General features: G+C 62.4%; 8 protein-coding genes. 2 read left to right on the forward strand and 6 right to left on the reverse strand.

The genetic code is table 11. The features are described 5' to 3' along the window. Positions 1–26 precede the first annotated feature (26 nt). The 3 genes from FFS45_RS06880 to FFS45_RS06890 form a co-directional block, all read right to left on the reverse strand. Positions 27–1,166: an acyl-CoA dehydrogenase family protein gene (locus tag FFS45_RS06880; RefSeq protein ID WP_137953949.1), complete on the reverse strand. Its 1,140-nt coding sequence runs from the start codon at positions 1,164–1,166 to the stop codon at positions 27–29. Positions 1,167–1,211: 45 nt separating this feature from the next. Continuing rightward, a complete protein-coding gene (locus FFS45_RS06885) occupies positions 1,212–3,092 on the reverse strand; it encodes a feruloyl-CoA synthase (protein ID WP_137953950.1) in 1,881 nt (626 codons plus the stop codon). A gap of 255 nt (positions 3,093–3,347) precedes the next feature. Beyond that, a complete protein-coding gene (locus FFS45_RS06890; protein ID WP_137953951.1) occupies positions 3,348–6,188 on the reverse strand; it encodes a LuxR C-terminal-related transcriptional regulator in 2,841 nt (946 codons plus the stop codon). A gap of 430 nt (positions 6,189–6,618) precedes the next feature. Here FFS45_RS06890 and FFS45_RS06895 point away from each other — a divergent pair, with 430 nt between their 5' ends. Together FFS45_RS06895 and FFS45_RS06900 are read left to right on the forward strand one after the other, a co-directional pair. Then, positions 6,619–7,782, forward strand: a complete 1,164-nt coding sequence (locus tag FFS45_RS06895) for a porin (RefSeq protein WP_137953952.1) — start codon at positions 6,619–6,621, stop codon at positions 7,780–7,782. 96 nt (positions 7,783–7,878) lie between these two features. Next, the gene (locus FFS45_RS06900; RefSeq protein ID WP_137954007.1) at positions 7,879–8,226 is read left to right on the forward strand and encodes a BON domain-containing protein; all 348 of its coding nucleotides are present in this window, start codon (positions 7,879–7,881) and stop codon (positions 8,224–8,226) included. 66 nt (positions 8,227–8,292) lie between these two features. Here FFS45_RS06900 and FFS45_RS06905 read toward each other — a convergent pair whose 3' ends face one another. The 3 genes from FFS45_RS06905 to FFS45_RS06915 all read right to left on the reverse strand — a co-directional run bounded on the left by FFS45_RS06905 (position 8,293) and on the right by FFS45_RS06915 (position 12,706). Then, entirely contained in the window at positions 8,293–9,912 is a 1,620-nt protein-coding gene (locus FFS45_RS06905) for an MlaD family protein (RefSeq protein WP_137953953.1), read from the reverse strand. 78 nt (positions 9,913–9,990) lie between these two features. Continuing rightward, positions 9,991–10,932, reverse strand: coding sequence for a transporter (locus tag FFS45_RS06910; RefSeq protein ID WP_137953954.1), 942 nt, complete (start codon positions 10,930–10,932; stop codon positions 9,991–9,993). Positions 10,933–11,119: 187 nt separating this feature from the next. Then, positions 11,120–12,706, reverse strand: a complete 1,587-nt coding sequence (locus FFS45_RS06915) for a hypothetical protein (RefSeq protein WP_137953955.1) — start codon at positions 12,704–12,706, stop codon at positions 11,120–11,122. Positions 12,707–13,045: the final 339 nt, after the last annotated feature.

Below are 13,045 nucleotides of genomic sequence, written 5' to 3' on the forward strand. Positions count from 1 at the left end.
GCTCCTTCCTGATAGATAGTCGGATTTCACAACTTGCGGGAAATGAGGTCGCGCATGACCTCGCTGGTGCCGCCGTAGATACGCGTGACGCGTGCATCCGCGAAGGCGCGAGCCACTGGATATTCGAGCATGTAGCCGTAGCCGCCGTGTAGCTGCACCATCTCGTCGAGCGCCTTGCCGAGCGTCTCAGTCGCGAACAGCTTGGCAATCGCGGCTTCTTCCAGTGTGAGGCGCCGGCGCACGTGCTCGGACAGATAATGGTCGACCATCAAACGCACCGCGATCGTCTGCGCCTTGATGTCGGCGAGCTTGAATTTGGTGTTCTGGAAGTCCCACACGGTCTGGTTGAATGCCTGGCGCTCCTTCACGTAATTGATCGTGTGTTCGAGACAGGCTTCGAGCTTGGCGGCGGCCCCGAGCGCAATCGACAGGCGCTCCTGCGGCAGTTCGGCCATCAGGTAGGCAAAACCCTTGCCCTCTTCGCCGAGCAGGTTTGCGACCGGCACCCGCACGTTGTCGAAGAAGAGTTCCGCGGTGTCCTGTGCATGCTGGCCGACCTTATCGAGCTTGCGGCCGCGGCGAAAGCCCTCGCGCGTCGCTTCGACCACGATCAGGCTCACGCCACGCGAACCGGCGTTCGGATCGGTCTTGCAGACCATGACGATCAGATCGGCGTTCAGGCCGTTGCTGATGAAGGTCTTGCTGCCATTGATCACGTATTCGTCGCCGTCGCGCACAGCGGTCGTGCGCACCGCCTTCAGGTCACTGCCGGTGCCCGGCTCGGTCATGCCGATGGCAAGGATGTATTCGCCGGAGCAGACCTTAGGCAGCCAGCGTTGCTTCTGCTCCTCGTTGCCGATGCGTGCGATGTACGGGGCGATGATGTCGGAGTGAACGGCGAAGCCGAGGCCGCTAATGCCGATGGCATTGATTTCTTCGTTGAGTACCGCGGCATGACCGAAGTCGCCGCCGCCTCCGCCGTATTCGGTGGGCAGGGTAAGGCACAGCAGCCCTTCGCGGCCGGCTTTCAGCCAGGTCTCGCGATCGACGCAGCCGGCTTTGTCCCACTCGGCCTGCTTCGGCGCACATTCGCGTTCGAGGAAGCGGCGCGCCGTGGTGCGGAGCATTTCATGATCGTCGCGAAAGACGGTACGGGTAATGTGCATTGCGATTGTCCTGGGTATGAATGGGGCTTCAGTCCCGACCACGGTTCATCGTGCGCAGGCGATATGCGCCGCAGGTTCGGGCTGGTACAACTCATCGATCAGATGTGCGCGCCGCGCTCGGGTGACGGCCTGGTTCACGTAGCCTTTGTCGGCGATCTCGTTGGCGTCGATGGATGGCGGCTCGGCCATCAGCATCAGGCGTTCGACTGCGACGCTCGCGCCTGCGGCTTGCTGGGCGCGCAGACGTGCGCCCAGCGCGGCAACGACGAGCGGATGCCGCACCAGCTCTGCCGCCGTGAGGCCCGCGAGCCCGGGCGCGAGGCGCTGGCAGGCGGCCACGTTGGGCCACGCGAGCGCGGCGAGATAGCCGCGGTCGTGGCCGCAGATCACCGCGTCGCTGATAAGCGGGGCGCATTGCTCGACCAGTGCGAGACGTACCGCCCCGGTCCGCACCCAGGTGCCGTTGGTCAGCTTGAAATCCTCGACTACGCGGCCGGCGAAAAGCATGCCTTTCGCGGGGTCCTGCGGATCGGCAAGGCGCACCGCGTCACCCAGGCAGAAATAGCCTTCTTTGTCGAATGCGGCGGTCGTGAGCTCAGGATGCTTGATATAGCCGGCAAAGATGTGGGCGCCGCGCATGCGGATCTCGTAGCGTCCGTCGTCGCCCTCGGCGGGAACCAGCTTGACTTCTGCGCCCGGCACCGGTGTGCCGAGGTTGCCGAGATGGTCGCCGGCGCGCCCGCAGTAGGTGCCCATTCCCGTCGTTTCGGTGCAGGCGAGGCCTGTACAGAAGGCGATGCGCTCGCCAACGGTTTGTTGGGCCACGTTCTGGATGCGTTGCCAGATATCGCGAGGCATGCTCGCGCCGCCGTAGCCGAAGAAGCGTGCATTCGAAAAGAGATTGCGCGCAAGCACCGGGTCGCGTTCGAGTTCGCCTGCGAGTATGGCCCATGCCGACGGCACGCTGGTGAAGACAGTGGGCGCGACTTCACGCAGGTTGCGCACGGTGCGTTCGATCTGGCCGGGCACCGGCCGGCCATCGTCGATGTAGTGCGTCGCGCCGAACTGTACCGAGCGCCCGAGGTTCAGCACGCCACCGAGACCGTGATGCCACGGCAGCCAGTCCAGAAACACAGGCTGAGGGTCTTCAAGCCAGCCGAGGTTGTCCGCGTAATAGGAGGCGACCGCCTGGAAGTTCCCATAGGTGAGGCTGACCCCTTTGGGCAAGCCGGTCGAGCCGGAGGTGAAGAGTGCCCGCACCGTGTCTGCCTCGCGGCGTGCCGCGTGCGCCGATGCAGTCGCAGCGCGCCTCTCTGGCGTCAGAACGGTTTCTGCCAGGCTACGCCATGCCACGTGGCCAGCGGCTGCCCCGTGCACCGCAATGATGGGCGCATCGCGAAGGCCAAGCGCGGCAAGGGCGCGCTCAAAGGCTGCGGTTGTCTGGACGAAGACAGCAGCCGGCGGTACCAGTTCACGCACGCCTTTGAGGCGGAGGAGGTCTTTGCTCAGCAGGGAATAAGCGGGCGAAACCGGGGCGGTGGGAATCCCGACATACTCCGCCGCCAGTAACAGCACAGCCTGTTCGATGGAGTTGCCCGAGAGCAGCATGAGTGGCTGGTTCGGGCCCAGACCTAGCTCGAGCAAGCCCGCGGCAACGGACTGCACCTGCTGCCATAGCGCGGCCCATGTGAGCGAACGCCACGCGCCCTGTGCGTCACGCTCGCGGAACGCGAAAGTTTCGCCACGGCGTTCCGCCCAGATGGGGATGAAATCAGCAAAGCTCTGCTGGCTGATCGCGGGGGGCGGTTTGGCGGAGCGCAGAATCACCGAGCCGTCGGCGCGCCTTTCGACGAGCGTAGCCGGCTCCGGAAACCGCACTGGACGATACGGTGCGGCGGTAGGTTCACTCGTGGTGAGCGAAGTCATTGCGCTGTGTCTCCTGGGCTTTGGTGAGCGCGATGCCGCGCAGCCGCGTCTGGTTTTGTGGGCGTGTTCGTCTGCGCAAAAGGAACCGCGCCCAGACGGACTCGCCATACGTTGAGATCAAGAATAGTCGTTTGCCGGCGCGCCGAAACCACCCAAGGTGGGTGGCGCGGGTGCGAGTAGAGTGGAAAGCGGCCCCGTTGCGGTTGCCGGCAACGGGGCGTGCGCTGCTGTCAGCCGTGGAATCTTTCCGCAGGGCTAGCGATTGCCGGACGCGTCGTCCGTCGAGGTGGGAGCGCCGAGTTCGAGATCGCGCACGCGCGCCACGGCCTCGTCGCGGCTCGACACGCCGAGCTTGCCGTAGATATTTTTCAGATGCCACTTCACCGTTTCAGGCGAGATGCCGAGCGTGCGCGCGATCTTCTTGTTCGGCAGCGCCTGCGCGAGCAGCCCGACCACCCGGGCTTCGCGCTCACTGAGCGCCTCGGCGCCGGTCGCAGCGCTGCGCGGCGCAGCCTGTCCGGCGGCCGCAAGCGCATCCCCAGCGGTGCGTTGCTGGGCCGATTGAAGGCGGCTCACGTAAAAGGAGAGCACCGGATCAGGCGGTTCATTTTCCGCCACCCGGTTGATCAGGCCGAGCGCGCCCGGGGCGGCGTCGAGCAGGCTGCGTACAAGGCCGAGCTTGTGGCCGCTGCGCAGCGCCGCGAGCACGTTCAGGCGTGCTGCGTCGCCGCGGCCGCGGCGCAGGTCGGCCAGCGCGCTCTGTATGCGCAGGGTAGCGACCTGCCGCTGCCAGCCGCGCTCCTCGCAAAGCGCGATCAGCGGAGGCAGGCGCGCGGCTGCGCCTTCGAAGTCCTCATGCGCGATGCACCAGTCGATCTGCGCGTGCTTTGCCAGCATCCCGACTTCGGCGAGCGTGCTGGGCCGTGTAGCCGGAATGCGAACGCTCATCGCATCGAGCCGCGCGAGACAGGCCTCTGCCGCATCGAACTGGCCGCCGAGCAGGTGCCGGTGAACCTGCTCGGCGAGGCTGTTGGCGACGAGCCGTTGCAGACCGTGATGGGTTGCGTACTCTTCGAGACGTTCCAGGTAAGCGAATGCATCGAGCCGGTGACCTGCCAGCCAGTGGACAGAGGACAGCACCGTGAGCACACGCAGCACGGAGTCGGGTATGGAGACGCGCTCCAGCACGTCTACGCGATCTTCGAGGAGCTTGCGCGCGGCGTCCAGATCGTTGAATTCGTACAGCACTTCGCCAAGCAGTGCCGCGGCAAAGCACGCGGCTTCGGCTGCTGCACTGCCGCGCGGGTCGGCCTGGAACAGCACGTCGCGGCTGATGCGCTCGACCTGCACGAATTTTCCCTCCAGCGCGTAACTGAAACCTGTCATGCAGCGTCCGTTGAGTGTGCCGCCCGAGGTGCCGACGAGCGGCGCTCCATCCATCAGGATTGCCGGCGCGTCGAGCTGAATGCGCCGGGCATGCTCGTACTCGCTGCGCCGCATGTAGATCCACGAAAGCAGGTTGTTGCGGCTGCCTATGGCGTATCCGTCCACTCCATCCGGCGCATGCAGCAAGTCCGGCAGCACCGCCAGCGCGGCATCGGGATCGTCCCGCTGCACGGCAAGCGCCGCCTTTAACAAGGCGAGGCGATAGTGCGACGCGCTGTCCGCATCTGGCGTTTCAGCTTCAAGACGCGTAATGCCGGCGGCACACGCGTCGAATTCGCGGGCGTACAGATGCAGGTGCAGCATCCACAGACGAAGGGCAATGCGCGCCTGAATTTCGGCGACGGGCAGCAGGCGGATCAGGCGCACCAGCTCGCGCAGGTCACCGCGGATCTGCATGGTGCGGGCGATGCGTTCGACGAGATCGGCGGCGGCAGCCGCTTCTCCGGCGAGCAGCGCATGGCGCACCGCCTCATCGGGGTGGCCGTGATCGCGAAACCAGAGCCATGCGGTGTGATGCACTTCGCGCTGGTGCAATTCGCTGCGCGCGCGAAATCGCTCCAGCAGCGTCTCGCGGAACAGGGGATTGAGGCGGTACCACGTTTCGCTGCCGGAACGCCCGGCGGGCGCAATGAAGAGATTTTCGCTTTCGAGCCGCACCAGTAGCGCCAGCACTTCTTCGGCCCGCTGCGCATCGCCGACGAGCGCCACGCACAGAGGCGCGCACACGCGCGCGCAGGTCGCCATGCGGATCAACAGTTCGACTTCGGACGGCGAGAGGCGTGACAGCACCTCGCGCTCAAAATATTCGGCGAAGGCGCGCGCGTCCTGCAGGTAGATTTGCGTGTGCGCCAGCGACTCGGCAGGCGTGCTCCCGGCGACGCCCGGCTTGCGCCGTTTCAGGCGCATCGCAAACAGTTGCAGACCCGCGACCCAGCCGTCGGTCATCTCATGCATCTGGCGGGCGTCGCGTGCGCTGATGCTGCCAAGCTGGGCCTTGAGGAACGCTTCCGATTCGGCTGCGGTAAAACGCAAATCGCGCATGTCGAGTTCAAGTACGAGCCCCTGGTCACGCAGCCGGCCGAGCGACAGCGGCATGGCCGCGCGCGACACCAGTGCGATGTGCAGGTTGGCCGGCGCGTAGTCAAGCAGCCACTGCAGCGCCTCATGGCAACGCGCGTTGCTGATGTGATGCAGATCGTCGAGTACCAGCACGATGTCGGCACCATGGCTGGCAATGCCGCGTACCAGCGCGATTACCGTACGTTCGACGACTTCGTCGTCTGTGCCGCGGCCGCCAAGCAGCGCGGCTTCCTGGCAGATTGCCGGCGCCACCTGCGCGAGACTGGCGATCACATGGTCAAGACAGAGCGTGAGGTCGTTGTCGTCTGGCGCCAGCGTCAGCCACGCTATCTCAAAACCGAGCGGCAGCAATGCTTCGCGCCATGCTGCGAGTGTGGAGGTCTTGCCGCAGCCAGCCGGCCCCTGCATGACGATGCAACGCTTGCGCCGCGCCTCCAGTAGCTGGGTCAGCAGGCGCTCGCGCGCAACGATGCGGGTTGCGCTGCGCGGCGGGTTCAGTCTGGACTCCGCTTTACCGGGAGCGTCCTGCTGCGGCTGGCCTGCGTCGACGGAAAGGATCTTTTGCGGCATGGTGACTTGCGCCTTACGCCAATGACGCTGCGCTGCGTGGGCAGCGTCCGTGATGATCGATCCATTTTAACCGGCACGATACCCTTCCCGGAGTCAGTGCGATTCCCGATCAGCGGTTATCGCGCTCGCACAGGCAAATGCCTGTCAGACCGCACGAGGCAGACGGCACGAGCGCCTTCGTGCCAGGCGCGGCCCCCGCCGCACCGCATGTGCAGCCCCTCGACGCGGTGCCGCACGCTGCCGCCGATCCTGCTGCGAGCGTCCGGGTATTCCCGTCCCCCCTCCGTAAGGGTAGGTGAGCGGCAATCCCCTCCCTGCAATATGGCCATGCAACGCAACCATTTCAAAGTGCGAGTTGCGAGGCCCGCGTCTGTCCGAACTTGCGCCACCGCGGTCCGTGGGATCAGCAAAACATAAACAGGAGACATGCATGCGGTTGATCTGTAAGGGTATCTGCGGAACTAGCTTGATTCTTGCCGCTGGCGGGGCCGCTGCACAGTCGAGCGTGACGCTATACGGCGTAGCCGACACGTTCGTCCAATATCTCCATAATGGTGGAAATCATTCGTTTTCCGAAAGAAGCGGTGGTTCGACAGGTTCGCAGTTTGGTCTGAAGGGAAATGAGGATCTGGGGAATGGGCTCAAAGCGGTGTTCGATGTCGAGAGCGGCTTTAACGTCAACAACGGCACGTTATTCGCGGACACCACAACACTGTTCTACCGCCAGTCCTGGGTTGGCCTGAAAGACGATACCTATGGCGCGCTGACTTTCGGGCGTCAATATCAGCCCAGTTTCTGGGCCGTGTATTTCAGCGATCCGTTCCGTGGCAACGAAGTCCTGTCACCGCTCGCGGCGGCTGACCTGGCGGGGATCACCGACAAAGCCACGCTTGCGACCCAATACATCTCCGGGCGCACCAGCAATGCGATCGTCTACACCTCGCCGGATATGCGGGGCGTGCACGTGTACGCGATGTATGCACTGCCCGCCACGGTGACGCAGCCGCTACCGGTCACAAGCGGCAATATGCTCGATCTCGCCGCCAACTACTCGGGCTATGGCTTCTACGCGGGCCTTGGCTATCAGTTCCAGCATGGTGCGAAGGAAACGGCGCCTCTCGTACCCGCCATGCCGAACCTTTTGACGACCTTCAGTCTGGTGGCCACGGAGCATTTCACGAGCGCACTCGCTTATCGCTGGGGCATCGTGAACTTCCAGTTCAACTATACGTATAACAAGCCGAACGATGTACCGGCTGATGCAGTGGTCGCGATCACGCCCGCTACCAAGGTGCCGCTGTCGACGTTCGTACACGCGTTCAGCATCATGCAACTGGGAGCGACGATTCAGGCAACGGCTGTGGATACCGTGGAGATCGCCGCGATCGAACGTGATGTACGTGGTGTCCACGACAACACGCCGGGTGTCCAGGTGGGCGTCGATCACAACATCTCGAAGCGCACCAGCTTTTACATGCGCGCGGGCTACTTCAAGAACAACGGCAGCGCCACCATGAGCTGGCCGGGCGTGACGGGTGTAACGGCCGGCTCGAAACAGGTGCTTGCGGTGCTCGGGATGACGCATCGCTTCTAGAGCGCATTGTTTCGCGATCCAGTTGGGCGGTTCAAGCTGGCGTCGCGGTGCCGGCAAGCCGTTTCATGGCAAAAATTACTATGGGTGGATGATCGAATGAAAACGAGTCTGTGTATCCGGCTTTTTGGTAGTGTCTTTATCGCGCTGGTTACCTTTAGCGCATTCGCGCAGGGAGGCGATACATCGTCGGCGGCGGCCGCCGCCGTATCCGGCCCGAAAGCGGCAAAGGCTGCCAATCGTGCATTGCAGAGGGATGTGGTGCGTGCGTTGAGCCGGACCAAAGGCCTGCGCAGCAGCGCAATTACAGTGCGGGCCAACGGCGGTGCGGTGACGCTGGAAGGCACGGTGCCGGAGGAGTCGCAGATGGAACTGGCCACGCATGCTGCTGAAGCCGTACCGGGCGTGGTTTCGGTAAAAAATATGTTGACCTTGTCGACGCTTTAGGAAGCGTGTTCCGAAGAGAGCGTCATAACGCTCTTCTGGTAGGCAGCGGAGAATGCCTGATGGATCTCAAGGCCTGTCTCCCGGCTTGCCGCGCAGCAGCGACTCAGGATGGCGCTCCAGATAGTCTGATAATGCATTGAGCGATTGTAGTGTGCGCGTGAGTTCCTGTAACGCCTCATGTACATCGGATTGCATTGGCGAGTCCTGCTGCAGTGTCGCCTGAGCCGAGCTGAAGGTCTGCTGTGCGCTTGCCAGCGTATCGCGCGCCTGCGGGAGGACCTCGGTATTGAGTTGCGCAAACAGCTTGTCTGCGTTCTTCAGCGAGTTGTTGAGGTTCTGGCCGAGCTGATCGAACGGGATCTGATCGAGCTTCCTCGCGATGTCGGCCACCTGAACCTGCAATGCATCGAGCGTGTTCGGAATGGTTGGTAGTTCTACCGGATCGCGCGTGAGGTCGAGAGAGGCGGGGGCCGCATTCGGGAAGATATCCAGCGCGATGTACAACTGCCCCGTGAGCAGGTTGCCGGTGCGCAACTGGCCACGCAAGCCACGCGCAACGAGGCGTTGCAGGATCGCGTGGCTGGCCTCGGTCTGGGGCTGCGGAACCGCTGCGTTGTGAATTCGTCTTCTCAGCCGGTCGGGATACACCTCGACCGTCACTGGCATCGTGAACGTATGCGTCTGCGGATCGTAGTCGACCCCGATGTCGGTTACCTGGCCGAGCACGATGCCGCGGAAGTCGATCGGCGCGCCCACCGACAAGCCGCGCAGCGACTGATTGAAGTTCATCACCATGCGCACGGCGATTCCATCGGGCGTGCGCATGGCGTCGGCCTGATCGGCGCCCAGGCGGAAGCTCATGCCTTCCTGGGCCTGTTCGCCAACCGGTTGGCCGGGCGGCGACTCGAACGCGAGACCGCCGACCACGATCGACGCGAGCGACTGTGTATTGACGACAAAGCCACTCGAATCGAGCCGCAGGTCGACACCGCTTGCATGCCACCAGCGCGAGTTGGTGCCGACGTACTGATCGTATGGCGCATTGACGAACACCTGAATCGTGACGCCCGTGCCGTCCTTGTCGAGCGAGAAGCCGACTACCTGGCCGACCTGAACGCGCCGGTAAAAGATAGGCGAGCCGATGTCTACCGAGCCGAGCGAATCGCCATGCAGCGTGTAGCGGTGGCCCTTCTGGTCGCCTGTCACCGCGGGTGGCGTTTCGAGACCGGTGAAGCCAGCTTGCGTTTCCTTTGAATGGCCCGCATCCGCCCCAATGTAGGCGCCTGAGAGCAGGGTGCCGAGGCCGCTTACGCCGCTCACGCCTACGCGTGGCCGGACCACCCAGAAGCGCGTGTCCTTGACGGCAAACTTCGCGCCCTGCTTGCTTAGCTGGACATGAATTTCCACGTGCGAGAGGTCATCCGATAAGGCGATAGCCTTTACGTAGCCGATGTCGACGTCCTTGTACTTGACCTGCGTTTTGCCGGACTCGAGGCCTTCCGCGGTGTTGAAACTGATGGTGATTTCCGGCCCTTTGCCACTGACCGACCTGACGGCGAGCGCAATGCCTATCAATGCGGCGAGCAACGGAATCAGCCACACCAGCGAAGGCAACCAGCGGCGGCTGGGTTTGATCTCCGGCTCGGGAATCTCCGGGGGGACGATCGGGCCTGGAGGGCTATTCATGGCGGACGGCCTGCATCAGGCTTCGACGCGCTTGAGCCGGCACGTGCGGTTATGGGTTCTCACGCTGCGCCACCCGCATCATTGAAACGTCGCGGTGAGCGAGAGTTGTACCACGTTGCCCTTTGGACGGTTGGTCGCGGAGAACTCATTCACCCAGCGCAGGGTGGCGGAAACGGGCGTGCTGAATGCCTTGCCCGACCAGGTCACCATAGGACCCAGCCCCACCGAATTCCCCTCCGCGCCATCGAGCAGATTGGCCAGGTTGCCGCTGTCGCTGCCAAGCTGCTGGATCCACCCGCCGACGATACCTACGCCCCAGCCGTTGCTGAAGCGTTTGAGCGCGAGCAGATCAAGCACGCTGACCGGCGCGTTGTGATACCCGGTCTTGTCATTGGGCGTGTAAAACTCGACGCCGTAGTTGGCGGTAAGTTCGATGTTCTCTGCCGGCAACAGTTTCGTGTAGGCAACCGTGGGCGTGAAAGTCCACGTATTCTGCCCCGCGTTGGCGAGGCGGTCAGGGTTATAGGCGCCGGTTGGCGCGTATATCTGCACGCTCAGGGCGATGTGATCGGTTTTCGTAAAATGGTAGCCGGCGGCAATAGGCGTGAAGAAGAGATCGGCGAACTGGGTGCCGTGGTCGGATGGAAGCAAACCGTGGAACGACGAGGCGTTTGTGTATTGCAGCGGCACGCCAAACGAGGAGGCGAAGTTCCAGCCGGCCTCGGTGATGCCCCAGGTGTGCACAGCGTTCACAATTGTGTACATGACCTGGTAGTTGAGCCCGGCGGTGATCGTTCCGGCCACGGGGATGGTTTTGCTTGCGCCAAGCGAACCCTGGTAATAGATGGTCGCGAGCGTGATGATCCAGTCGTCGGTGGGCGGAATAATGCCGCCGTATGGCGTTACCTGCTGGCCAGTAATGGGGCGGCCGACCCCGCCTTCCGTTGCAAGTGCGCCGGCGCTTGCAATGCTTAGCATCAGTGCGGCGAGTGGCTTTGCAATCCTGTCGCGCTCAATCATTGCTCTCCCCAACGAATGTCGTTACGCCAACCAGCCTCTATTGCAAGGTGTAGCCTCGTTCCTGCACGCAGGCTCCGGAGGATCGTCAGTAGATGTTCATCAAACGATTGACCGCGTCGTCGCATCTTCCCGGAAAGGACGGCTGCCGAAACCCGGTCCTCCGTCCGCAGATCGCTACTGCAAGCGCTCAGGATCCTGCCTCGTTCCTGAGTGCCGCCCGAACCGGGCCACCCACGCTGTTAAAGATAAGATCTCCATTGGGAGCGAACTGGATAATGGCGTACGCCCCGTTTCCCAGGTTGTCGTGGCCGAACGACACTCGCTGGACTGTCTTGCCGGTTTTCCAGTCGAGGCCGGTTACTTCCCACCCTGTTTTCTTGTAGTAGCCATTCACAAACACGATTCCGGACGCTGCGCTGACGCTAGGCACCATGCTGGTGGAAACGACGTCACCGCGCGCCCAGACCGAATGCCAGCGATGGACCTGAGGGTCCCATTCAAAGCGCTGGCATCCGCTGCCGGGCTGATTGACAGGCCCGAGTGCGAGCACGTCTACCAGTTTGTCTTTCTCCCCGCTCCGGGCGATGTTGTTGACGACAAACGCACCATAGCCATTCACCACGACCGACTGCTCACTCTGCACAAATTCGGGCAATGGATTCAGGCCGGCAGTAACGTGAACCTGGCCCGCTATGCGCTCAGATTTCGCATCGGGCAGAGTTTTCCAGCCGGCAGGAAGCTGATCGCGCCAGAACGCGACCAGCTTCATGTGATCGGCGCCGTCGGTGATCACGACCAGCTTGTCTGGGGCGTCGCCGAAGCCCATGAGCGTAGGCGTAGAACCGGTTCCCGTGCCGATCTTGACGGTGGGGGGCTGACGCCCGGAGTCGTATGGCGCTTTCCATGCACCGTCCGCTTCATCTTCCGAGAGCCGGGTGCCGGTCCAGACCAGCTTGTGCATGTATTTGTCGGATGCGATATAAATTCCGTTGTGCTCATCAATGGCAAACGAATTGGTGACGTGCTCATCTTCGCCGAAATGGACGGTCTGTGGTTCCCCTTCGAGACTGCGGTCGAACACACTGATGGTCTGATTCGATGCGACCACGAACTTTCCGTCATAGGTGATACCCGTTCCGACGAGGAGATTCCGGCCAATGGTCGGCTTCATATCGACGGTTCTGATGAGCTTGATGCCGGCGGCCGGATTGCTTTCATCAACCAGACCGAACACGCTTACCGAACCATCGGCGGTGTTGTAGAAGACGTGATTGTCCTTGTCGACGACCGCATAGACGCCGTTGACCGCGCGGGTCCAGTTCAGGCCATAGTCATCCGAAACCAGCTTCTGCACCTGCTCGGCGGACGTGAAGCGTTGCGCGAGTATTTTGTCCTGTAACTCGTTCGGAATGGTTTTCTGACCCGGCGCGGTGATGCGCGCCACTTCCCGGAAGCCGTTGTTCGAGACGTCCACGTAGGTCAGGCCTTCGCTTGAGGCGGCCCACATGTAATTCGGCGAGGTCGACGCCAGCGTCATGATGTTGACCGGGCCGCGCACAATTCTCGGTTCCTTGCGCAGATCGACACGAAACATGCCGCGCGGGACGTCGTAGGGGAAGGAGTCGCTCTGCGAAGAGTCGAAGTGCGTAATCGCGTACTTGTCGGCGGCGAGGAAGGGATTGCGGGGAGGACCGCCCGCATTGTCCTGGGCGTAGACTGCCGTTTGCAGCAGTAATAGTGCGACCACAGCAACAGAATGCATCTTTGCGACCATGGCAGATATCTCCTGTGTGGTGAGTGATTAGCTTGACGTACTGCGCGGCGACCATTCGACGGGACGGCGCTTCCTGCCGGGCAAGATGCTGCTCTCCCGTATCAGTTGCCCGGACTTTCAAATGGCCTCGTCCGGGTCAAAAATTCTCGATTCTCGTGCTTTTGGCTTGTGCCTGGATTTTTAATTGAAAATAACCGACACCATGCTGGACATAATTTGATGGATTTCTGGGTGTCCTGATAGAAAAATAAAGAAAACTCTCTCCATATGGATTCGATATCCATATGAAATGCATGGCTTGTATCATCACTCCCCGGTGGTGCTTTGGGGAACCCGTAA

Source organism: Burkholderia sp. 4M9327F10, assembly GCF_005503145.1.
Taxonomy (GTDB): Bacteria; Pseudomonadota; Gammaproteobacteria; order Burkholderiales; family Burkholderiaceae; genus Paraburkholderia.